23 protein-coding genes are annotated in these 22,988 nt (G+C 63.5%); 3 read left to right on the top strand and 20 right to left on the bottom strand.

The window, feature by feature from the left end; genetic code table 11:
* The 14 genes from smc to RWT78_RS17830 form a co-directional block, all read right to left on the bottom strand.
* The coding region (smc, locus tag RWT78_RS17895; protein WP_314677028.1) for a chromosome segregation protein SMC at positions 1-1,874 on the bottom strand (1,874 nt) is incomplete at its 3' end.
* A 26-nt stretch (positions 1,875-1,900) separates the two neighbouring features.
* Positions 1,901-2,185, bottom strand: coding sequence for an acylphosphatase (locus tag RWT78_RS17890; protein ID WP_007729313.1), 285 nt, complete (start codon positions 2,183-2,185; stop codon positions 1,901-1,903).
* Between the two features lie 5 nt (positions 2,186-2,190).
* Entirely contained in the window at positions 2,191-3,114 is a 924-nt protein-coding gene (locus RWT78_RS17885) for an SMP-30/gluconolactonase/LRE family protein (protein ID WP_261258976.1), read from the bottom strand.
* The gene (locus RWT78_RS17880) at positions 3,114-3,566 is read right to left on the bottom strand and encodes an OsmC family protein (protein ID WP_003942740.1); all 453 of its coding nucleotides are present in this window, start codon (positions 3,564-3,566) and stop codon (positions 3,114-3,116) included. Before RWT78_RS17880 ends, RWT78_RS17885 begins: the two co-directional genes overlap by 1 nt.
* A gap of 42 nt (positions 3,567-3,608) precedes the next feature.
* Entirely contained in the window at positions 3,609-4,478 is an 870-nt protein-coding gene (gene mutM, locus RWT78_RS17875; protein ID WP_314677025.1) for a bifunctional DNA-formamidopyrimidine glycosylase/DNA-(apurinic or apyrimidinic site) lyase, read from the bottom strand.
* An 8-nt stretch (positions 4,479-4,486) separates the two neighbouring features.
* Complete coding sequence (gene rnc / locus RWT78_RS17870) at positions 4,487-5,260, bottom strand: ribonuclease III (RefSeq protein ID WP_003942759.1); 774 nt, start codon at positions 5,258-5,260, stop codon at positions 4,487-4,489.
* A gap of 19 nt (positions 5,261-5,279) precedes the next feature.
* Complete coding sequence (gene rpmF / locus RWT78_RS17865; RefSeq protein ID WP_007729318.1) at positions 5,280-5,462, bottom strand: 50S ribosomal protein L32; 183 nt, start codon at positions 5,460-5,462, stop codon at positions 5,280-5,282.
* A gap of 2 nt (positions 5,463-5,464) precedes the next feature.
* Complete coding sequence (locus tag RWT78_RS17860) at positions 5,465-6,025, bottom strand: DUF177 domain-containing protein (RefSeq protein ID WP_007729319.1); 561 nt, start codon at positions 6,023-6,025, stop codon at positions 5,465-5,467.
* A gap of 189 nt (positions 6,026-6,214) precedes the next feature.
* A complete protein-coding gene (locus RWT78_RS17855) occupies positions 6,215-6,976 on the bottom strand; it encodes a DivIVA domain-containing protein (RefSeq protein WP_003942696.1) in 762 nt (253 codons plus the stop codon).
* A gap of 131 nt (positions 6,977-7,107) precedes the next feature.
* Complete coding sequence (coaD, locus tag RWT78_RS17850; protein WP_003942776.1) at positions 7,108-7,602, bottom strand: pantetheine-phosphate adenylyltransferase; 495 nt, start codon at positions 7,600-7,602, stop codon at positions 7,108-7,110.
* Positions 7,599-8,165 (bottom strand): 16S rRNA (guanine(966)-N(2))-methyltransferase RsmD, encoded by a 567-nt coding sequence (gene rsmD, locus RWT78_RS17845; RefSeq protein WP_030535425.1) that lies wholly within the window; start codon positions 8,163-8,165, stop codon positions 7,599-7,601. Before rsmD ends, coaD begins: the two co-directional genes overlap by 4 nt.
* The gene (locus RWT78_RS17840; protein ID WP_003942675.1) at positions 8,162-11,566 is read right to left on the bottom strand and encodes a pyruvate carboxylase; all 3,405 of its coding nucleotides are present in this window, start codon (positions 11,564-11,566) and stop codon (positions 8,162-8,164) included. The genes rsmD and RWT78_RS17840 overlap by 4 nt, the downstream gene beginning before the upstream one ends.
* A 120-nt stretch (positions 11,567-11,686) precedes the next feature.
* Positions 11,687-13,948: an ATP-dependent DNA helicase RecG gene (recG, locus tag RWT78_RS17835; RefSeq protein WP_003942757.1), complete on the bottom strand. Its 2,262-nt coding sequence runs from the start codon at positions 13,946-13,948 to the stop codon at positions 11,687-11,689.
* 73 nt (positions 13,949-14,021) lie between these two features.
* Positions 14,022-15,731 (bottom strand): DAK2 domain-containing protein, encoded by a 1,710-nt coding sequence (locus tag RWT78_RS17830; RefSeq protein ID WP_314677019.1) that lies wholly within the window; start codon positions 15,729-15,731, stop codon positions 14,022-14,024.
* Between the two features lie 333 nt (positions 15,732-16,064).
* Here RWT78_RS17830 and rpmB point away from each other — a divergent pair, with 333 nt between their 5' ends.
* Positions 16,065-16,256, top strand: a complete 192-nt coding sequence (gene rpmB, locus RWT78_RS17825) for a 50S ribosomal protein L28 (RefSeq protein WP_003942669.1) — start codon at positions 16,065-16,067, stop codon at positions 16,254-16,256.
* A gap of 131 nt (positions 16,257-16,387) precedes the next feature.
* Complete coding sequence (locus RWT78_RS17820) at positions 16,388-17,182, top strand: enoyl-CoA hydratase-related protein (protein ID WP_054826141.1); 795 nt, start codon at positions 16,388-16,390, stop codon at positions 17,180-17,182.
* Between the two features lie 66 nt (positions 17,183-17,248).
* Here the strand turns inward: RWT78_RS17820 and RWT78_RS17815 are convergent, their stop codons facing one another.
* Genes RWT78_RS17815 through RWT78_RS17805 form a run of 3 tightly spaced genes read right to left on the bottom strand, consistent with a single transcriptional unit; the run spans position 17,249 to position 19,500 of the window.
* Positions 17,249-17,920, bottom strand: coding sequence for a uracil-DNA glycosylase (locus RWT78_RS17815; protein ID WP_042450832.1), 672 nt, complete (start codon positions 17,918-17,920; stop codon positions 17,249-17,251).
* On the bottom strand, positions 17,920-18,441 hold the full coding sequence (locus tag RWT78_RS17810) for a gamma carbonic anhydrase family protein (protein ID WP_003942761.1): 522 nt from the start codon (positions 18,439-18,441) through the stop codon (positions 17,920-17,922). Before RWT78_RS17810 ends, RWT78_RS17815 begins: the two co-directional genes overlap by 1 nt.
* 9 nt (positions 18,442-18,450) lie before the next feature.
* The gene (locus RWT78_RS17805; protein ID WP_314677015.1) at positions 18,451-19,500 is read right to left on the bottom strand and encodes a thiamine-phosphate kinase; all 1,050 of its coding nucleotides are present in this window, start codon (positions 19,498-19,500) and stop codon (positions 18,451-18,453) included.
* Between the two features lie 77 nt (positions 19,501-19,577).
* Between RWT78_RS17805 and RWT78_RS17800 the strand changes: the two genes are divergently transcribed.
* Positions 19,578-20,270 carry a DUF3515 domain-containing protein gene (locus tag RWT78_RS17800; protein WP_003942765.1) on the top strand — a complete coding sequence of 231 codons (693 nt, stop codon included), beginning with the start codon at positions 19,578-19,580 and terminating at the stop codon, positions 20,268-20,270.
* Here RWT78_RS17800 and RWT78_RS17795 read toward each other — a convergent pair whose 3' ends face one another.
* From RWT78_RS17795 to RWT78_RS17785, 3 genes are all read right to left on the bottom strand, one after another.
* Positions 20,271-21,377 carry a D-alanine--D-alanine ligase family protein gene (locus RWT78_RS17795; protein WP_314677014.1) on the bottom strand — a complete coding sequence of 369 codons (1,107 nt, stop codon included), beginning with the start codon at positions 21,375-21,377 and terminating at the stop codon, positions 20,271-20,273.
* Between the two features lie 71 nt (positions 21,378-21,448).
* Positions 21,449-22,600, bottom strand: coding sequence for a cystathionine gamma-lyase (locus RWT78_RS17790; protein WP_314677013.1), 1,152 nt, complete (start codon positions 22,598-22,600; stop codon positions 21,449-21,451).
* Positions 22,597-22,988: NAD(P)H-dependent glycerol-3-phosphate dehydrogenase (locus RWT78_RS17785; protein WP_314677011.1), on the bottom strand; the 392-nt coding region annotated here is incomplete at its 5' end. The genes RWT78_RS17785 and RWT78_RS17790, both read right to left, overlap by 4 nt.

Raw genomic sequence — 22,988 nt, 5'->3', positions numbered from 1 at the left:
CCCTTGTGGTCAGCAACAACTCGAATCGCGTCATCGAGAGTCTCGACCAGGACGACGCCATCGAGGATGGCGGTCAATCCGGCACGCAACTCGTCAGGGCAGTCGATGACGTCGACGGCCGGACGACTACCCGGCGCGATCTCGGCCTCGCGCTTGATCGCCGGTTCACCGCTCACGATCAGTGATGCACGTCCACCGTCCTGATCGGCCAGTGCTGTGACAGCGGAGCGAGCAGAGTCCAGCGAATGCGCCACGACGGCGTCTGCTGCCGGCCCCATCGCGGCGGCGATCGCGGCCTCGTAGCCGGGTTCGACGTGAATCAGTCCGACCAGCGAGGTGATGCCGTCGTCGCCGCGGTGTTCGAGCAGCCAGCCGCCACCGTCCTTGCGCTGCAAACCCATCGACAGTGCCTCGATGCGCGCCCGGAGCGAAGCGATGCGTTGCCCGCTCGTCTTTTCTTCCTCACGAAGCTCTTCGACGCGCGCGTCGATCATCTCGAGAGCCTCGATGGCGCGTTCGTGATTGGTATCGAGGCCGACTTCACCGACGTCGAGGTCCCCGATGCTTTCTTGCACCGTGTCGAACTCGGCCTGTGCGGCATCGCCACGCAGACGAGCCTCGTCGATCGCCTCGGTCAGCCGAGACACTTCCGCGTCGACGGATTCGACGCGGGTACGCAGAGTGTCGACCTGACCGGAGAGTCGAGCAAGACCTTCACGGCGGTCGGCGACGGCACGAACTTCCGCCATGTGCGCCCGTTCCGCTTCTGCTGCAGCATCTTCGGTGGCTGCGAGCTGGTCCCGAGCAGCTTCCGAGGCCGCTCGCGCGATTTCGACGCCTTCGAGGAGTTCGGCCTCCTCGGCAGCAAGACGTTCGGCGCGCGCCTCCATCTCGTCCGGGTCCTGGCCGCGGTTGCCGACGGGTTCGGAGTCGAGATGACGCGCACGCTCGCGGGCGATGCGCACAGTGGCGTTCACGCGTTCGGCAAGCGCGGAAAGCTGGAACCAACTCTGCGCAGCGGCTTCCGATCCCGGAGTCAGACGAGCGAGAGCTTGCTCCTGGCGCCCGAGTTCGAGGTTGGCCTCGTCGAGCGCAGCCGCCACCTGGTTGTGCTGTTCACGGGCCGCTTTCTCGTCCTGTGCCTGGTCGTTCAACTGGTTTCGACGGGTCACCAGATCGTCAGCGGCCAGACGCATCTTTGCATCACGCAGGTCAGCCTGGACCGTCTGTGCTCGCCGAGCAACCTCGGCTTGGCGTCCCAGCGGTTTGAGTTGCCGACGCAGTTCCGCGGTGAGGTCACTGAGGCGAGCGAGATTGGCCTGCATGGAATCGAGTTTGCGCACCGCTTTTTCCTTGCGGCGGCGATGTTTGAGGACTCCCGCGGCTTCTTCGATGAAGGCGCGTCGATCTTCGGGACGGGATTCGAGGATCGCGGCGAGCCGTCCCTGCCCGACGATGACATGCATTTCGCGGCCGATGCCGGAGTCGCTGAGCAGTTCCTGGACGTCCATCAGACGGCAGGACGAGCCGTTGATCTCGTACTCCCCCGCGCCGTCGCGGAACATGCGGCGCGTGATCGACACCTCGGAGTACTCGATCGGGAGCGCCCCGTCGGCGTTGTCGATGGTCAAGGTCACCTCGGCGCGGCCCAGCGGCGCGCGGCCGGAGGTGCCGGCAAAGATGACATCTTCCATCTTGCCGCCGCGCAGGGCCTTGGCGCCCTGCTCGCCCATCACCCAGGTCAACGCATCGACGACGTTGGATTTACCCGAGCCGTTCGGGCCGACCACACAGGTAATTCCCGGCTCGAACCGAAGAGTCGTTGCCGACGCAAAGGATTTGAATCCCTTGAGTGTCAGACTCTTGAGGTGCATGGGGGGAAACTTTACCGCCAAACCGGTCAGCGTTCGACGAACCCTGTCAGGTCGCCCCTGGCGGTGTCCCAGCTGTCGACCACGAGATCCACCGTGCCCGGGGTAGTGCCGGAGCGCAGCAGCTCCACCAATCGCTCGAGCTGCGTGCGTTGGCCTTCCGCCACGACGAGCACTCGACCGTCACGCTGATTGGACGCATATCCGATCAATCCGAGTTCGAGAGCGCGGGCCCTGGTCCACCACCGGAACCCGACGCCTTGAACGTATCCGTGAACCCACGCCGTCAACCGCACAGGCGCTGCTTCAGCCATGACGCTCAGCCCGCCACACGTTCGAGACGGTGAACGTCACCCAGGAATCCGGTGGTGTAGAGCGCGTTGGGATCCCAGCCCGGTCCGGCGCCGAACTTGACCGCGGATGTGAACGGCAGACCCGAGGCGATCTCACACGAAGATCCCGAATCCGGATCGACGCGAACAACTTTGCCGCCTGCATTGAATGCGACGTACAACGCGCCGTCCGGTCCGACGGTCAGATCGTCCGCCATGTTTGCCGGACCGAACCCGGGGAGCGTGATCGTTCGCACCGGCCCGCCCAGATCGTTTGCGTCGAGGATGTGGACGGCGGTGACCATGTCGAAGGTCGTGCTCACGTAGATCGTCGAACCGGAGCGTGCGAGGCCGTCGACGGTGCCGAGGTCTTCACGAACGATCGAACTGCTTCCGTCACTGTTGACGACCGTGAGCCCCGGCCTGGTGAGTGTGCGGGCAGTGAGGAAACGGTTATCGTCCAGCTGCACAAGCCCGTTCGGCATCACCAGACCGTCGGCGATCGTTGTCACCGACCCGTCTGCGACGTCGACCTTGCGGAGGCTGCCGTCGGCGATTCCGAACAGTCCCGAGACAGTCGAGTTGCCCGTGGTGAAGTACACGGATCCCTCACGCGCGACCAGACCGCCAGGTCCGGTGACGTCACCGACCAAAGTTGTCCGTGTTCCGTCCGGCGCCACTTTCAGCAGTGCACCCGGCCCGATCAGAGCCGACTGCGACAACACCATCGATCCGCTGCCGTCGAATTCGAGATTCTCGAGCATTCCGGCACCAGTCGCCACGACGCTCGACGTCCATGTGCCGCAACCACCGTCCGAGCCGTCGGCCGGGACCGAGGCCTGTGCCGGAGCACTCAGCGCCACAACGGAACCCAGTGCGATCGCAGCGACAACGCTGCCGGCGCGGAACATCAGGCTTCCGTGTCGAACGACAGAGTGACCTTGGTTCCGGCCTTGAGGGTGCGCCCGACCGTGCATACCTTGTCCACGGAACGCTCGACGAGAGTGATGAGGCGCTGCTGTGCCTCGGCATCCAACTCGCTGAGATCGAGCTCGAGGACCTCGTCGAGCTGCGGGTAGACTTCGTTTTCACGATCGGCGGCTCCGGACACTCGGACCGTCGCGTCGTAGTTGTCACCGAGCCGGCGCGAGATCGGGAAGTCGGAGCTCATCCCCGTGCATGCGGCCAGTGCAATTTTGAGGAGTTCGCCGGGCGTGAAGACTCCTGGCACCGATTCGGAGCCGATGAGAACCTCTGCGCCGCGCGAACTCTTGCCGGTGTAGAGGCGGGTTCCGGTTCGTTCGACCCAAAGCTCCGTGTGAGCCGGGGCGGTTGCAGTGGTGTCGGGAGTCTGTTCAGCCATGACGCAATCTTGCCACTCCGCCGAACCGAAGGGGCGGGAGACCTAGGCGATTCGCCGTGCCCTCGGGGTCGGCTGGCACCGCGGGCAACTGAACGACGATCGATTCATGAACTTCTCACGCTTGATCGGCGCGCCGCATCGCGGGCACGGGAGGTTTTCCTGCCCGTACGCCGACAGCGACCGGTCGAAGTAGCCCGATTCCCCGTTGACGTTCACGTAAAGCGCGTCGAAGGACGTACCGCCCTGATCGAGCGCTTCACCCATCACCGAGTGTGCCGCGGTCAACAGTTCTCGAAGTTTGGGCCTGGTAAGCGTTTCGGCGATTCGGTTGCCGTGAATCTTGGCGCGCCACAATGATTCGTCGGCGTAGATGTTTCCGATTCCGGAGACCACCGTCTGGTCGAGAATCGCGCGCTTGATCTCGGTGTGCTTGCCCCGCAGGACTTTCACGACGGTTTCGAGATCGAACGCCGCATCCATGGGATCGCGGGCGATGTGCGCCACCGACTCGGGCAGCATCGTTCCGTCGACCTCGACGAGGGGTGAAATCGACCAGCCACCGAAGGTCCGCTGATCGACGAATCGAAGATCGGCCCCGGAATCGAGGGCCAACCGAATGCGTAGGTGCTTTTCCCAGTCGACTGTCGGGGGTTGGACCAGCATCTGTCCGCTCATCCCGAGATGAACCACCAGTCCGACACCGGCAGGCTCGAGAACCAGCCACAGGTACTTGCCGCGACGCTCTGCCGAAGCGATGGTCTGCCCGGTGAGTTGGCCGATCAAGTCCTCGGAACCGAGAATGTGGCGCCTGATCGCGCGGGGATGGAGTACCTCGACGGCCTCGATCGCCGCACCTACAGCATGAGACTGTAGGCCGCGGCGAACGACTTCGACTTCGGGAAGCTCAGGCAAGAGTGAACTCAGCCGGCAAGATCAGGCGTGTCGTCAGCAGCGACTGCGGTAGCAGCGGCATTCTCCGACATCGTCTTCCATGCCGAACTTGCTGCCTTCTGCTCGGCTTCCTTCTTGGAACGACCGACACCGACACCCAAGGGTTTGCCACTGATGAGAACGGTGGCCGTGAATTCCTTGTCGTGATCGGGTCCGGTGGCGGTGATCTCGTAAACGGGAACTCCGGCACCGTGTTCTGCGGTCAGTTCCTGCAGACTCGTCTTCCAATCCAGACCCGCGCCCAGAAGCGGTGCGCGAGTGAGTAGATCGTCGAACAGATCGAGGACGACGCGTCGCGCAGTCTCGATGCCGTGCTGCAGGTGGATGGCGCCGAGAATCGACTCCATACCGTCGGCGAGAATGGACGGCTTGTCACGGCCGCCCGTCATTTCCTCGCCCTTACCCAGCAGCAGGTGTGCTCCGAGTCCACCTTCACCCAGAGTCCTGGCAACCTCGGCGAGTGCATGCATGTTGACCACGCTGGCACGGATCTTCGCCAGATCACCTTCGGATTTGTCCGGGTGGGACAGGTAGAGATTTTCGGTCACCGTCACGCCGAGAACGGAATCCCCGAGGAACTCGAGGCGCTCGTTCGTGGGCAGTCCGCCGTTCTCGTACGCGTACGAGCGGTGCGTGAGAGCCAGGGTCAGAAGACCGGGCTCTATATCTACGCCGACAGCGGCGAGGAGCTTGTCGTGATTGCCCTCGCCGCCGGCGGCTGAAACTGTATTTTCGCTCGTCATAGTCTTTCTCCGGGGAGAACTAGACAGCAGCGGTTACCTGGCGGCCCTTGTAAGTACCGCATGACGGGCATGCGATGTGGGGAAGGGTCTGCTCGCCACAGCCACGGTTGGGGCAGGTAACGAGGGTGGGCACAGTGGTCTTCCACTGGCTACGACGCGACCGCGTGTTGGATCGCGACATTTTGCGCTTGGGGACAGCCACTTCTACTTCTCCTCGGCTTCGGTGATCACAAGATTTTCGCTGGTGTTTGATTCCACGCCAAATTTGGCCGCGAGACCAGCCCAGCGAGGATCAAGTATGTCATGCCCATGCCCAGATTCCGCAATCGCCAGGCGAATGCCACATTCTGAGCACAATCCCAGGCAATCGTCACTGCACAGAGGCTGGAGCGGAAGCGCCAGCCCGACTGCATCGACGATGACCGGTTCGAGGTCGATTTCGTCGTCTTCGACCGCGTAGACCTCTCCCTCTTCCGTTGTCTCCTCGGTGGTGCTGTCCGGGTAAGCGAACAACTCCGTGAGATAGATGTCCACGGTGTCGGTGAAAGGTTCAAGGCACCGCGAGCATTCACCCTTGGTGGGTGCGTGCACGTTTCCGGTGACGAGAACGCCTTCGGACACTGCTTCGAGACGAAGATCGAGATCTATGTCCGCGCCCGCTTCGATCGCGATCAGATCGAGACCGATACGGTTCGGGGACTGAATTGTTCTCTCGACGGTACGCATCGACCCTGGACGACGACCGAGCTTGACCGTGTCCAGCAAAAATCCCGCATCACTTGACTGATGCGACGAACTACGACGATGCGTTGACAAAGAGAACTCACCTAACTGTTGAAACTGGTATGGGCAACCACTCCACAATACGGCAGCTACAAGGCAAATCCCAATTCGATCCACGAAAAAGTGGGCCGCCCCATATCGGACGACCCACCCTCGACTGACTTGTCTGCTCTATCGGCGCCGCTCGGAACGACGATCGTCGTCCTGGTAGTCGGGAACCCCCGAACCCGTTCGAAGCTGCTGACGACCACGCCCGACCGATCGAACCGTTCCGGTGAGGAACTCTTCGAACTCGGCCAACTTGGTGTCCACGTACAGGTCACACTCCGAACGCATCCTGTCGGACTCGGCATGAGCGGCGTCGATCACTCGCGCGGATTCCGCGTGAGCTGACTGGACAACCTCGGTCTGCGACACCAGACGAGCCTGCTCCGCCGTTCCCTCCGCCACCGAATGTTCGTACGAGGCCTGGCCGGACTCGATCATCCGATCGGCCTCGGCACGCGCTCGTCCGGTGACGGCCTCGTACTCACGACGGCCGTCGGTGACGGTCCGTTCCGCTTCTGCTTCGGCGTCCTCGACCAACTGATCGGCGTGCGCACGCGCTTCGGCAACCATGCGATCGGCCTGAGCCTTGGCATCGGACAGAATCCGGTCGGCGTCGTCGCGTGCGTTCTCCACAGTCGAGGTTGCCTCGGCATTGGCGCTGCTGACCGTCTTCTCGGCGTTTGCTCGCGCGTCACCGACCAATTTGTCGCGATGATCGAGGACGTCCTGAGCGTCGTCCAGCTCGCTCGGAATTGCGTCCCGGACGTCGTCGAGTAGCTCGAGTACGTCACCGCGAGGCACAACACACCCTGCGGTCATGGGAACACCGCGCGCCTCTTCGACAATTGCGACCAGTTCGTCCAGTGCCTCGAATACGCGGTACACAAGCAACCCCAATCTCTACCGGCCGAAATCGGCCCACATCGTCACCGGTCCACTCGGACCTGTGCCCGTTCCTGTCCAAGTTTGCCGGAAGAACGGCCAACGGGGTGTCGTCGTGGTCGGTGTGTCGGGGATCAGCTGTTTTCGGCTGCTCGCTCGGCGATACGTGCGAGTAGCCGAGAATGCACTTTGGCCGGCAACATGTCGGAGACGTCGCCGCCGAAAGTCGCGACTTCTTTCACCAGAGAACTCGACAGGTAGCTGTACGTCGGATTCGTGGCGACGAACAGTGTGTCGACGCCCGTGAGCTTCTGATTCATCTGAGCCATCTGCAGCTCGTAATCGAAGTCGTTCGCGCCGCGCAGACCCTTGACGATCGCGCTGAGACCTTCTTGTTTCGCGTAGTCGACCAACAATCCGTGCCACGACGTGACGCGAACGTTGGGCAGGTGACTCGTCGCGTCTTCGAGCATCTCGATCCGCTCGTCGATCGTGAACATGCCACGCTTGCTCTTGTTGATCAGCACGGTGACCACGACCTCGTCGAATTGCGCAGCAACTCTTCCGATTACGTCGAGGTGACCGTTGGTCACAGGGTCGAAGGATCCGGGGCAGACGGCGCCAGTCATGAGTCCAGACCGTAGCAGGTGGCCAGCTCGATGCGGGCTTCACCGTAGTTCTTGGCCTTGATCGGCTCGTAGCCCTGAGGCCACACGGTCTCCGGCGAGCGCGACGATCGTTCGAGTACCACGATCGTGCCCTCCCCCACCCATTTGTTGGCCTGCAGATCGGTGAGCATGGACACGACGGCCTCGTCGGTCACCGCATACGGTGGGTCCGCGATCACGATGTCGTATTCACGCGCGCTCGGACCCGAGACCACGGCCGCAACCGGAGCGGCGCGAACCGTCGCCCCAGGCAACGCGACAGTGCCGATGTTCGCCTTGATGACGGCAGCAGCCTTGGCATCCGATTCCACGAGAACAACGTGCTCGGCTCCCCGCGAGAGCGCCTCGAGGCCGAGAGCACCCGAACCCGCAAAGAGGTCGAGAACCGCGCACCCTTCGAGATCGATGCGCGCTTCGAGAGCACTGAACAGCGCCTCACGAACCCGATCCGACGTCGGACGGGTGCCGCTCGGCGGGACTCGCAGGCGTCGACCGCCCGCGAGTCCCGAGATGATGCGTGTCACTCTGCGGCGCTCTCCCCCGTCGAGACGACCACCAGCAGGTCTCCGCCCTCGACCTGTTGGACGGCGCTGATCGCGATCCGAGAGACGACGCCGGCGCGCGGCGAGGTGATCGCCGCTTCCATCTTCATTGCTTCGATCGTGGCCACGGTGTCGCCGGCCTCGATCTTCTGGCCTTCCTTGACCGCGAGCGTCACGACGCCCGCGAACGGTGCAGCCACGTGGCCCGGGTTGTTCTTGTCGGCCTTCTCCGCCACCGGTACGTCACTGGCAATGGAGCGATCGCGGATCGAGACCGGGCGCAATTGGCCGTTCAGGATGCACATGACAGTGCGGTAGCCGCGCTCGTCGGGCTCGGAGATCGCTTCGAGACCGATGATCAGTTCCACGCCGGGAGCCAACTCGACGCGGTGTTCGTCGCCGCGCCGCAAACCGTAGAAGAACTGGTTCGCCGAAAGCCGCGACGTGTCACCGTACTTCTCGCGGTGTTCGAGGAATTCCTTTGTCGGGCCGGGGAACAGCAGACGATTCAGCGTCGCCTGACGGTCCTTCGACGAGCCCTCGAGCAGCACCTCGTCCTCAGCGGACAACGTCGCTTCGGGCTTGGCCTGGCCACGTCCTTCGAGTGCCTTGCTGCGGAACGGTTCCGGCCAACCACCGGGAGGCGTACCGAGTTCACCGCGCAGGAAGCCCACCACGGAGTCGGGAATGTCGAACTTCGCCGGATCTGCGGCAAACTCCTCCGAAGGCACGCCGGCGCCGACAAGGTGGAGGGCGAGGTCGCCGACGACCTTCGACGACGGCGTCACCTTCACGAGATGCCCGAGCATGCGGTCCGCGTCGGCGTACTTGGCTTCGACCTCTTCGAACCGGTCGCCGAGACCGAGAGCAACGGCCTGGGTCCGGAGATTGGAGAGCTGGCCGCCCGGAATCTCGTGCGTGTACACACGTCCCGTCGGCGCCGGCAGTCCGGATTCGAACGGCGCGTACACCTTTCGCAGCGCCTCCCAGTACGGTTCGAGGTCGCACACGTTCTGCAGGTTCAGTCCGGTGTCGAACTCGGAGTGCGCAGCGGCGGCAACGATGGCCGAGAGCGCAGGCTGACTGGTGGTTCCGGCCAGTGCCGCCGAAGCACCGTCGACTGCGTCGGCGCCCGCCTGCCACGCGGCGAAATACGTGGCCAACTGTCCACCGGGGGTGTCATGCGTGTGGACGTGAACCGGAAGATCGAAGTTGCTGCGTAGCGCCGTCACGAGCTTGGTGGCCGCCGGAGCGCGCAGCAGGCCCGCCATGTCCTTGATCGCGAGCACGTGAGCGCCCGCATCGACGATCTCTTCTGCCAACTTCAGGTAGTAGTCGAGCGTGTACAGCGTTTCGTTCGGATCCGACAGATCGCCGGTGTAGCTCAACGCCACCTCGGCGAGAGCCGTTCCGGTCTCACGCACCGCGTCGATGGCAGGGCGCATCTGGTCGACGTTGTTGAGCGCGTCGAAGATTCGGAAGATGTCGATGCCGGTGTCGGTGGCTTCCTGAACGAATGCGCGCGTGACCTTTTCGGGATACGGCGTGTAGCCCACCGTGTTTCGACCGCGAAGAAGCATCTGGAGGCAGATGTTGGGAATCGCCTCGCGCAGTGCGGCAAGCCGGTACCACGGATCCTCGTGCAGGAAGCGAAGTCCCACATCGTAGGTCGCGCCGCCCCAGGCTTCGATCGAGAGCAGTTCCGGCGTCAACCGCGCGACGTGCCCGGCAACTCCGAGCAGTCCGCTGGTTCGAACTCGCGTGGCCAACAACGACTGGTGCGCGTCACGGAAGGTGGTGTCGGTGACGCCGACGGCCTTCTGCTCACGCAGTGCCTTCGCGAAACCTTCGGGTCCGAGTTCGAGCAGGCGCTGACGGCTACCGGCAGGAGGGGGTGTCGAAAGATCGATCTTGGGCAGCTTGTCCTGCGGGTACACCGCCGAGGGACGCTCCCCGTGCGGCTTGTTGACAGTCACATCCGCGAGGTAGGTCAGGATCTTCGTGCCGCGGTCTGCCGAAGAACGCAGAGTCAGCAGCTGAGGACGTTCCTCGATGAAGGAGGTTGTCACGCGTCCGGCCCGGAAGTCCGGGTCGTCGAGAACCGCCTGCAGGAACGGAATGTTGGTCGAGACACCACGAATGCGGAACTCGGTGACCGCGCGGCGAGCTCGCGCCACAGCGGCTTCGAGGTCGCGACCGCGACAAGTGAGTTTGACCAGCATGGAATCGAAGTACGCTCCGACCTCGGCGCCGAGTGTGGCGCCACCGTCCAAGCGGATACCGGCTCCGCCCGGGGTGCGGTACGCGGTGATACGGCCGGTGTCCGGGCGGAATCCGTTTGCCGGATCCTCGGTCGTGATGCGGCACTGCAGCGCCGCGCCGCGAAGCTTGATCGTCTCCTGTGACAGACCAAGTTCTGCAAGCGTCGAACCGGACGCGATCTTGAGCTGCGACTGGACCAGGTCCACGTCCGTCACTTCTTCGGTGACGGTGTGCTCGACCTGAATTCGCGGGTTCATCTCGATGAAGACGTGGTTGCCGCGCTTGTCGAGAAGGAACTCGACGGTGCCCGCGCACGTGTATCCGATCTCCTTCGCGAAGGCGACGGCGTCGGCACAGATCTTGGCGCGCAACTCTTCGGAGAGATTGGGCGCCGGAGCGAGCTCGATCACCTTCTGGTGGCGACGTTGCAGCGAGCAGTCACGCTCGAAGAGGTGGATGACGTTGCCCTGCTCGTCGGCGAGGATCTGCACTTCGATGTGCCGGGGGTCGATGACGGCCTGCTCGAGGAAGACCGTCGAATCGCCGAAGGCCGATTCCGCTTCGCGCGCTGCGGCTTCGATCGATTCCTTGAGTTGTGAGCGCTCCGCAACACGGCGCATTCCGCGCCCACCGCCGCCTGCGACAGCCTTGACGAAGAGCGGGAAGGTCATGTCCTCGGCGGCTGCGAGCAACTCGTCGATGTCCGCTGACGGCTCCGAAGACGCGAGCACCGGGAGACCGGCGGCCTTTGCCGCTGCGATGGCCCGAGCCTTGTTTCCGGTCAACTCGAGGATCTCGGCGGACGGGCCGACGAACTTGATGCCTGCCTCGGCACACGCCGCCGACAAGTCCGGGTTCTCGGAGAGGAAACCGTAACCGGGGTAGATGGCGTCGGCTCCGGCGCTCTTGGCGGCGGCGACGATTTCCTCGACCGAGAGATACGCGCGAACGGGGTGACCCTTCTCCCCGATCTGGTAGCTCTCGTCTGCCTTGAGACGGTGGATCGAATTCCGATCCTCGTACGGGAACACCGCGACGGTTCCGGCACCTAGTTCGTAGGCGGCGCGGAAGGCACGGATCGCAATTTCGCCGCGGTTCGCGACGAGCACTTTGGAGAACATTCGAGAAAACTACCCCGATTTCATCTTGCGTCTACATGCGGAGTCTCATATTTCGGACTGAATCGAGAAACCAACCCGGCGGTCCTCGTGCTATTCGATTTCAGCTTGTCGTCATACCCTTCACGACTTCTCGAGGTACTCGATCCGGTCGGAGTCCAGGGCAGCGGTCACCATGGACGCGAGGGCGGGATGACCGTCGAGCGACGGATCGGAGTCGACGATTCCCTGAGCGAACTCCCTGGCGGACTCGAGGATGTCTCCATGGGCCATGAGGGAAAGCAGCCGCAGATTCGAGGTTGTGCCCGACTGCGCCGCACCGAGGATGTCTCCTTCACGTCTGGTCGCGAGGTCGAGTTGAGCCAGTTCGAACCCGTCGTTGGTCGCTGCCACCGCCGAGAGCCGCTCGTACGCCGGTCCCCCGGGATTGCTTCCGGTGACGAGGATGCACAGTCCCTGGTGTTTCCCTCGACCGACGCGGCCACGCAACTGATGGAGCTGACTGACGCCGAACCGCTCGGCGTCGACGATCACCATCACCGTCGCGTTCGGAACGTCGACACCGACTTCGACAACGGTCGTACAGACGAGGACGTCGATGTCACCGACGTTGAACGCGCTCATCACCACGTCCTTTTCGTCGGAAGGCAGTCGACCGTGCAGCAACCCGACTCGCAGATCGGCCAGCGGACCACTCGACAGCTCTTCGAAGACGTCGACCGCCGACTTGGTCTCGGGCTGCTTCTCCTCGGTGAACTGATCTTCGCCTGCACCCTGCTCGCCGTCACCGATCCGCGAGCACACGACATACGCCTGACGGCCGTCGGCGACGTCCTCACGGATTCGTTCCCATGCGCGATCGACCCACTGCGGCTTCTGCTTCGCGGGCACGACACTGCTCTTGATCGGGGTTCGCCCACGTGGAAGCTCTCGCAGGGTCGAGACCTCGAGGTCGCCGAGCACGGTCATGGCGATGGTTCGCGGAATCGGCGTTGCCGTCATCACCAGCAGATGCGGACTCAGTCCTTCACGGGCACGTGATCGCAACTGATCACGTTGCTCGACGCCGAAGCGGTGTTGCTCGTCGACGACAACCATGCCGAGGTTGAAGAACTCGACGTTGTCCTGAATGAGCGCATGGGTACCGATGACGATCCCGGCGTCGCCGGTCACGGCTTCGAGCAGCGCTGCGCGCTTCGCAGCGACTGGCAGCGAGCCGGTAAGAAGGGCGATACGGGTGGAATGTTCGGCAGAACCGAGTTCACCACCTGCAGCCAGCGAGCCCATCATCTTGCGCAGTGATCGCGCGTGCTGATTTGCCAGGACCTCGGTGGGTGCGAGCAACGCGCACTGATAACCCGCATCGACGACCTGCAGCATCGCGCGCAGAGCCACGATCGTCTTGCCTGACCCGACCTCGCCCTGAAGAAGGCGGCTCATCGGGTGTGGGCGGGCAAGGTCGGTGGAGATCTCCTCCGCGACTGCTTGCTGTCCCTCCGTCAGTGTGAACGGGAGCATCTCCTCGAACTGGTCCGCGATCCCGCCGGCGACCGGAGCGCAGGCCGGAGCCACACGCTCGGAATTGTCGTGACGACGCATCGCGAGGACCAACTGCAGAGACAGCGCCTCGTCGAAACGCAGACGATCCTGTGCTCGTTCGATGTCTTCCTTGGTATCTGGCAGGTGAACGGTGCGCAGCGCCTCGTCCAAACCGATGAATCCGTGCTCGGCCCGAGTCTCGGCGGGCAACGGCTCCTCGATCGGATCGAGTTGGTCGAGCACTTGCCGCACGCACCGCATGATGGTCCAGCTCTCGACCTCGCGGGTCGCCGGGTACAGCGGGATCAATGCGCGGTCGAAGACGGACAGATCGAGTTCGGCGCCGGGATCCTGATTTGCGCGAGCCAGGCCCGCAAGGTCACCGGCTCCCTTGATGGACGCAAGCGGAACTACCGAATCCTCTTCGCCGACACGAGGTTCCGGGAGAATCAGGTAGCTTGGATGAGTGAGAGACCACTTGCCGCGGAAGTACTTCACCGTCCCGGAGAACATCGCCCGAACGCCGGGCTTGATGACGTGCCGCACTTTCTGCGGGTTGAAGAACGTGACGTCCACGGTCTGCGAATCAGTCGCCAGCGATACTCGCAACATCTGCCCCGGACGGTTCTTCATCTTCACGACGGCGGCCGACGCCACACGCGCGATGATGGTGATGTGCTCACCCTCGGGCGGCTCCTTCTCGGCAAGTTCCTTGCCTGCCGACGCGTACCGGTGTGGGTAGTGACGTAGCAGGTCCTCGACGGTGCGGATCTCGAATGCCTCGTCGAGCGCGTCCGCGGTCTTCTTTCCCAGCAGCCGATCGAGTGGGTCGGCGAGCGTCGCCATCAGTTCCTCCAGCACAGTGTCGCGGTAAGCACATGTGTTCGTATATCAGCAGTCACCGACAGACCCGGTTCGATCACTCCACGCCCAACTGGAACAGGTCACCCGGCTGATCACCCTGATAGACGAGCACGTCGACGCCCGGGTGGTGCGCGACGACGTGCGCCTCGAGCTGCCCGGCCAGGTCGTCCGGCGCGTCTGCGCCCATGAGTAGGGTCACGAGTTCGCCACCGGATCCGAGCGCGAGGTCGACCAGTCGCGCACTCGACTCCGCGACGTCGGGACCGATGAGCACCACCTCGTGCCCCATCAGACCGATCGCGTCACCCGGATCACATGTCCCGACGTAGGTCAGCGAACGCTCGACCGCGATCCGCAACGATCCCCAGCGCGTGGCGGCCGCCGCCTCGGACATCGTGAAGCCGTCGTCGGCGACGTTGCGCTGAGGGTCGTGAACGGCAAGTGCTGCCAAGCCCTGGACCATCGACGATGTCGACAGCAGCAGAACCTGGTGAAGCGGATCGCGTGCAGCGGCACTGACCGCGACGAGTTCCTGAGCGGTCAAAGCTCCGTTCGGAAGCACCAGAACTTCGCTGCGTTCCATCTGACGAATGCGGCCGAGCAGTTGTGCGCGTGTCACCGGCGCATCGTCGCACCGAAGAACCGTCGCACCCTCACTCTCGAACAACGCCGCCGCGCTGTCACCGGCAACGACGGCCAGTACGCCGCGCGCGCCGGCCCGGGGTACTCGCCTCTCCGCCCGGGCCACCAACGGGTGGCGTTCGTCGACGAGAAAACTGCTGATGCGAATACCGTGAACCTTCCCGGCCTCGAGGCCGGCTTCCACGGCTGCACCGGCATCGCAGCAATGCACGTGCACCGACCAGCCGCCGAAACCGTCGCTGACGATGACCGTCGAATCTCCGAGGACGGACAGCCGCGTGCGCAGCGCCGTCATGCGATCGTCGTCGGAGTCGTCGACGAGGTACATGACCTCGAAATCCTGTTCCGAGTGATCACCACATTCGATCGGGCTCTTGTGAGCCCAATCGTGATCGAATGCGCTGACGTCGACAACTGCGCTCGACCTCGGGTCCGGCGTCCCCAGATCTTCGCGAACCTGCGGCTTCCCGGTCAGCACCTCGACAAAGGCGTCGAGGATCAGAACCAGACCGAATCCCCCGGCATCGACCACCCCGGCGGACGCGAGAACGTCCAGTTGCTCCGGCGTCTTGTTCAGTGCGACCGCAGCGGCGTCGGCAGCGGCGGCAACCACGGATGCAAGATCCTCGCCGCTCGGTGTCCTGGTGTCGACGCACTCCTGCGCTGCTTCTCCCGATGCGCGCAATACCGTGACGATGGTGCCTTCCACCAGATCGGAGACAGCCCGAGAGGCCAGCGTCGTCGCCGTGGTCAGCGAGTTCGCGAAGCTTCGGCCGTCGATGTGCTCACCTTGAACGCTCTCGGCGATGCCCCGGATCACCTGGGAGAGGATCACTCCGGAATTACCGCGAGCACCGGACACGGCGCCCCGAGCCAGAGCGTTGGCGACGCGGCCCGCACTGCGGACGTCGTCCTCGATCGTCTCGGCGGAATCGAGTGCAGCCCGCATCGTGAACAGCAGATTGGTGCCGGTATCCGAATCAGGGATGGGAAAGACGTTGAGGCTGTTGATCTCACCGCGACGTTTCTGGAGGCTGTCGACCGCCCGGCGGGCCCAGCGCCGCAGCAGATGTCCGTCCGCGACGGATTCCGCTTCTTCGGCGACGCGTTGCACTTCCCCCACTGACGGTTCCCCTCGACGATGGAAAGACTGACGATGAAAAAGAGATCGGTGATCGGTGCAGTCGAGGGTAGTCCGACGCTTCTGCGCAACCGTCATTACCGGGCGGTTTGGCCATTCGGGCCGGAAGCGGTTACTCTTACACGGTTGCCTCGAACGGGCTACACGAAATAATGCTGCACTTTGTTTGTTGCTGATTGACTGTTTTCACGTTCGGCTGCACAGTGAGCGGTCAAGGATCGGTTCGAAGTCGAGTATATTCGGATTGTAATTCTGGCTGCCCTACCGTGTAGGGTAACCACTTCAATATTCATTTCTAACAAGGAGTTCGCGACTATGGCTGCCGTCTGCGACGTATGCGCCAAGGGGCCCGGCTTCGGTAAGTCGGTCTCGCACTCGCACCGGCGTACCAATCGTCGCTGGAACCCGAACATTCAGTCTGTTCGTACCGAGGTTGCCCCGGGTAACACCCGTAAGGTCAACGTGTGCACCTCCTGCCTGAAGGCAGGCAAGGTCGCTCGGGGCTGATTGCCCGAGCACAAACTATTGCAGGCTCTGCCCCCGTCACTTCGGTGACGGGGGCAGAGCTGTATCAATGTGGCTGTATCTATGTGTCCCCGTGTTTCGTATGGCTGTCGGACACCCGTAATGTGCGTTGAGTGACTTCCATCGATGACCTGAGCAAAGTGACCCTCGACGAGGGCGTACTCCGCATCACCATTTCCACCGCCGCCAACGGCACCTCCCTCGACGACGAAGGACTGGTTCAGGGCGCGCAGGCGCTCGAGACAGTCGGAAACGACATCGGGAGCATCCTTCTGGTCGGCGAAGGCGCAAACTTCTGTGCCGGCGGCAACGTCCGTGCGTTCGCCGCAGCTCCTGACCGCGGCGAGTACGTGGCCGAGGTTGCCCGCGTCTTCCACGTGTTCGTTCGCGCGCTCGACGCCGCGACCGCTCCAGTGGTGGCCGGGGTCCACGGATGGGCTGCCGGCGCCGGAATGAGCCTGGTCTGCCTCGCCGACGTCGCAATCGGCGGCACCGGCACCAAGCTTCGCCCCGCGTACCCCTCCATCGGTTTCACCCCGGACGGCGGAATGTCGTGGACACTCCCCCGCATCGTCGGTGCGGCACGCGCTCGCGAGATTCTTCTCAACGATTCGGTGATCGGTGGCGACGAAGCCGTCCGTCTGGGGATCCTCACCCGACTCGTCGGTGACGACGAGGTCCAGGAAGAGGCAGCTCGCCTCGCCCGCGCTTTGGCCAACGGACCGAGTACGTCGTACTCGGGAATCAAAGCACTGCTGCGTTCGTCGCGGACGAACTCGCTCGCCGAGCAACTCGACGCCGAAGCCGCGTCCATCGCCATCGCAGCGAACAGCCCGATCGGGCGCGAGGGCGTCGACGCGTTCGTCGACAAGCGTCGGCCCGATTTCACTTCCGCAAAGCAGGCCTAGTCGAACTGCCGTGCCTAACGTCGCGACTCGACGTTCGGCAGGCCGGTTCGTGCAGACACCGTTCGATCAGCCCAGATTCCAGTCGACCGGATCGGCTCCGAGTCCGGTCAAGAGTTCGTTCGCACGACTGAAGGGGCGCGAACCGAAGAAGCCACGCGAGGCCGAAAGCGGTGACGGGTGCGCGGATTCGATGATCGGTGTGTCGCCGAGCATCGGCGCGAGAGTGGCCGCGTCACGACCCCACAAGATCGCCACCATCGGCGACGACCGCGCGACCAGAGCGCGGATAGCCTGTTCGGTCACCGGCTCCCAGCCCTTCTTACGATGAGAAGCGGCTTGACCCGGCTGCACGGTGAGAACGCGATTGAGAAGCAGCACACCTTGTTTCGACCACGGTGTCAGATCGCCGTTCGGCGGTATCGGCAACCCGAGATCCTGGTGATACTCCTTGTAGATGTTGCCGAGACTTCGCGGAACCGGCCGCACGTCCGGTGCAACCGAAAAGCTCAACCCGACAGCGTGACCGGGCGTCGGATAAGGGTCCTGACCGACGATGAGCACTCGAACGTCCTCGAAAGGGTTCGTGAACGCACGCAAGACGTTCTCCCCCGCCGGCAGGTACTCCCGTCCCGCAGCGATCTCTTCGCGCAAGAACTTACCCATCGCGGTGATCTGCTCCGACACCGGTTCGAGTGCTCGCGCCCACCCTGGGTCGACGATCTCTGCAAGCGGCGCCATCAGTCGAGCCTGCGCAACGCGTCGCGGTAGTACGCCGCATTGGCTGCGTACATCTTGACGTTTCCGTCGAGGTGGCCGAGCGGAACTTCGTATCCCGCACGGACCTTGGCGGGCACACCGAGTGCCATGCTGCGCGGGGGAACCTGCATCTTGTTGGCCACCACCGCACCCGCGGCGACGATCGACCCCGTCCCGATCACCGTTCCGTTGAGAACCACGGATCCCGATGCGATCAGGCAGTGGTCCTCGATGGTCGATCCCTCGATGTGCGCGTTGTGGCCCACGACGCAACCGGAACCGATGACAGTCGCATCGACGGCGGTGCAATGGATGACGGTTCCGTCCTGGATGTTCGATCCGATTCCCACCGAAATGGTTCCGTAGTCACCACGCAATACCGCTTGCGGCCAGATCGAGGTACCCGCTGCGAGAGTCACGGCGCCGATCACCACCGCGTCCGGGTGGACGTATGCGTCCGGATGAATGTCCGGAACTCTGTCTCCAAGTGCGTATACAGCCATGAAAGCAACCTATACCGCGGTGGTACCGGTGGTCGAAAAGCTGTGCCAGCCCCCGTCGCTCTCGCGAAGCGAACCGTCGACGCTCACGCCCGAACCGGCGGCAACCTCACCGATCACGATCCAGCCCGACGGAATCTCGACCTCAGGCCCGAAAGTTGCTGCGAATCCGTGATCTTCACCACCGGAGAGGATCCAGTCCAGCGGATCGACGTCGAGCGCCTCGGCCGCCGATGCGACATCCGGTGAGGTCGGAACCGCAGCCGAGAAGATGTCGAACCGCACGTGAGAGGCCTCTGCGAGATGTCGAAGGTCCGCGATCAATCCGTCGGACACGTCCGTCATGGAATGTGCTGATTCTGCGGCGTCCCATGCCGATTGATACGGCGGATTCGGAACACGATGAGAGGCAAGCAAATCTGGAAAGCTTGCGGGCTTGTCGAGGAGTACGGCTTCGTCGAGCAGTAGTGCCAACCCTGCGGCCGAGCAACCGAACCACCCGGCGACCGCGATCTTGTCACCGATCTTTGCTCCCGAACGCAGAACTGCCGCACGGCCACCGAGATCGCCGAGCACGGTCACCGACACCACGATCACCGGTGACTGGACCAGGTCACCGCCGACCACACCGGCACCCAGATCGGTTGCCGCGTCCCAGATTCCCGCGGAGATTGCGTCGACCACGTCGACGGGTGTCGAAGGCGGGCACCCCAGAGACACCGTGAAGGCCGTCGGCCGCGCTCCCATCGAGACCACATCAGCAGCGTTCTGTGCCACTGCCTTCCGGCCGATGTCGCGTGGTGAAGACCAATCCATTCGGAAATGTCGACCTTCGACCAACATGTCGGACGAGACAACCACACGGCCGTCTCCGGAAGTCACGATGGCGGCATCGTCACCCGGCCCCAATTCAGTGGTGACCGGTTGGATTCGGCCGAGAAGAGATCGCGCGATCACGTCGAACTCCCCCACCTGCTCGACAGTGGGCTCCGACCCGAACTCCGATGATGCAGTGAACTCCGATGATGCAGTGAACTCCGATGATGCGATGAGTCTCTCCAATGCCGACGCAATTCGCTCGTAAGCGGCCTGCGGTACCTTCTAGCTGTGGTCGTGAATGCTTCTGCAAGCTCACGCGTGTGTCGGCAATCCTACCGATTCACCGACATGCTCTCAGAAGTGACAAGACCGCTGATCGACTGGACCAGGACCCGAGCGAAGAACTGAGCATGGCAGAAAACACCTCCACCGCAGACAACGCCGACATCGACCCCGACGGCGACGACGATCCGTCAGAGCGCCGCAGTCCGGCGCTGATCGCCACCGCCATCGCACTCCCGGTAGCCCTGATCGTCGGAGTAGTGATCGCGGCCGTCGTCGCGGGAAACAACCCTGAACTCTCGCCGGTTGCATTGGGACCCGTGCCGGCACCGGCAGCGGAGTCGCCGGCCTGCGTTTCCCTTCTCGGCGCGCTCCCCGACAAGATCGACGACTTCACGAAAGCCGAATTGGTAGAACCTGCTCCGGCCGGTGCGGCAGCGTGGCAGCGCAGCGAAGGAGAGCCGATCGTCTTGCGCTGCGGACTCGACCGTCCGTCCGAGTTCGACCAGGCTGCAGCACTACAGGTCGTGAACGGTGTCCAGTGGTTCCAGGTCTCGGGAACCGACATCGGTTTGGCGGCGAGCACTTGGTTTGCCGTAGACCGCGGTGAATACATCGGTATCACGATCCCCGACGGGACCGGTCCGACGCCGATTCAGGAAATCTCCGACACCATCACGGCGACTCTCGAACAGAAGCCTCTCGACCCGGCGCCGGTCGCGGTTCCCTGATCAGCGAAGGCCGGTGCCGCGAGCGACGGCGGTGTCGACCAAAGTCGAAATCAAAGTGCGGTAATCGATTCCGGTGGCGTTCCACATCTTCGGGTACATCGAAATGGAAGTGAACCCGGGCATCGTGTTGATCTCGTTGATCACCGGGCCGTCAGCCGTGACGAAGAAATCGACCCGCGAGAGTCCCTGGCAATCGAGTGCCTTGAACGCGCGGACAGCAAGCTCTCGAATCTGGTCGCTCACCGACTCGTCGAGGTTCGCGGGGATGTCGAATTCACAGACGTCGTCGAGGTACTTGGTGTCGAAGTCGTAGAATGCGTCCGAATCGGCGTCGGAATCCGGCATCCGGATCTCGGCGACCACACTCGCCTTGACGTCGCCGTTCGGGAATTCGAGGACGCCGCATTCCACCTCGCGGCCGATGATCGCGCCTTCGACGATCACCTTGGGATCATGCAGGCGTGCATGAGCGATCGCCCCGTCCAGACCGTCCCAATTGCTCACCCGAGTGATGCCGATGGACGAGCCTCCACGAGCGGGCTTGACGAAAACCGGAAGGCCCAATTCCGCCTTCTGCTCTTCGGTCAGCGTTGCGGTTCCCGGTCGAAGCACGACCTGCACTCCGACGGGAAGTCCTTCAGCAGCAAGAAGCTTCTTCGTGAACTCTTTGTCCATGCCGGCGGCGCTGGCCAGAACTCCGGGTCCGACGTACGGAACCCCGGCAAGTTCGAGCAGACCCTGAATCGTGCCGTCTTCACCGTAAGCCCCATGAAGAACGGGGAACACGACGTCGACCGACGCGAGCACAGCACCGGCGTCGGAGCCGTCGAAGGAGATGACCTCGCCCTCGCGGGTGGGGTCCGCGCTGAGGACCACCGACGTTCCGTCTTTGTCGACCGACGGCAGCGCGCGCCCGCTGATCGCGAGGGAACTGGGGTCGCTCGAACCGAGCACCCAGGAACCGTCGACGGTGATGCCGATCGGTACGACGTCGTACCGATCGGGGTCGAGGTTGCTCAGGACGCTTCCGGCGGAAACACAGGACACTGAATGCTCATTGCTCCGGCCACCGAAGATCACGGCCACGCGGGTACGACTGCTGTTCACGCGTCAAACCGTACCGCCGAATCGACTGCGGCACGCGATCGGGCCGGACCGATTTCGTCGACCCGGCCCGTTTACGCGTCGAGTGCGCGCTCGATGTCGGCCAGGAGATCGGCGGTGTCCTCGATGCCACAAGCGATTCGGACAAAACCTGCACTGACCGGATCGCCCCAGCGCGCACGGCGATCCGCCGTCGTGTGGATCCCGCCGAAGCTGGTAGCAGCCGTGACGAGAGCGCTCGCTTCGACGAACGAGTGGAATGCCTGAGCCGAATCCAACTCGACGCTCACCAGTCCACCGAATCGATTCATCTGACCGGATGCCGTTGCGTGGGACGGGTCACCGCGAAGGCCGGGGTAACGAACGGACCGGACTGCTTTGTGATCTACCAACATCTCGGCAAGCGCCAGCGCATTGTCGCACTGACGCCCGAATCGCAGGCCTGCCGTGCCGAGACTCCGGTGCGCAAGCCACGTCTCGAAGGGGCCGAGCACCGTTCCCGAGAGAAGTCGCTCACGCTCGATTTGCCGACTCACTGCCGCATCGGAGGTGGCGACGTAACCCATCAGGAGGTCACTGTGCCCGCTGAGAGCCTTGGTACCGCTGGCCACCACGACGTCGGCACCCAATTCGAGCGGGCGCTGACCCAGCGGTGTCGCGGTCGTGTTGTCGACGATCAGCAGCGCACCCGAACGGTGGCACACGTCGGCGAGCACGCGAAGGTCGACCACGTCCAGCACCGGGTTGGACGGCGTCTCGGCGACGACGACCACGCGGCCCGGTGACGCGTCGAGCAGATCTACGAAGCTCGCGTCGCCCATCTGCAGAGTCGAAACCTCGCGAACGGTGATTCCCAACGGCGCGAGGCGCTCGTTCGCGTACAACCGCACTTGGTAATACCCGTCTGAGGGCACGACGACGGTATCCCCCGCGACGAGGACGCTGCGCAAGGTAGCGGTGATCGCGGACATCCCCGATCCCATGACGAGGGCGTGGTCCGCTCTCTCGAGCGCCGCGAGCGCGGATTCGAGTCCGCGCCAACCCGGGTTCGATGCACGTGCATAGGTATCGGACTCGGAACCTTCGTCCGCCGAAAGTTGGTACGGCGCAGCGAATATCGGGCCCAGTTGCATGGGCTGACCCGCGGCGTGTTCGCGCGCGACGGCGCTCACGCTGCGCGTCGAATCCCCGTAATCCTCGAAGCGACCCACACCGATTTCACTCATTCCGGCTTCGTCCGGCGTCCGAGCAACTGACCGATCGCATCGCTGACGGCCATGCCTTCGTGGCACACCCGGTGGACCGCGTCGGTCAACGGCATCTCCACGTCGTATCCGGCAGCGAGTGCGCGTACCGACGTGCACGACTTCACGCCCTCGGCGACCTGACCGTTGGTTGCCTTCTGTGCCGACTCCATCGACCCGCCTCGTCCGAGCCGCTCTCCGAACGTCCGGTTTCGCGACAACTCGGACGTGCAGGTCGCTACCAGGTCACCGACACCCGCCAAGCCTGCAAGAGTCGACGCCTTGGCGCCGAGCGCAACGCCGAGACGAATCGTCTCGGCGAGCCCACGGGTGATGATGCTGGCGACCGTGTTGTCGCCGAATCCACTGC

The sequence above is a fragment of the uncultured Rhodococcus sp. genome (genome assembly GCF_963525155.1).
Lineage (GTDB): Bacteria > Actinomycetota > Actinomycetes > Mycobacteriales > Mycobacteriaceae > Rhodococcus_F > Rhodococcus_F qingshengii.
The sequence above is the reverse complement of the archived record's forward strand: the minus strand, read 5'-3'. Positions and strand labels throughout refer to the sequence as shown.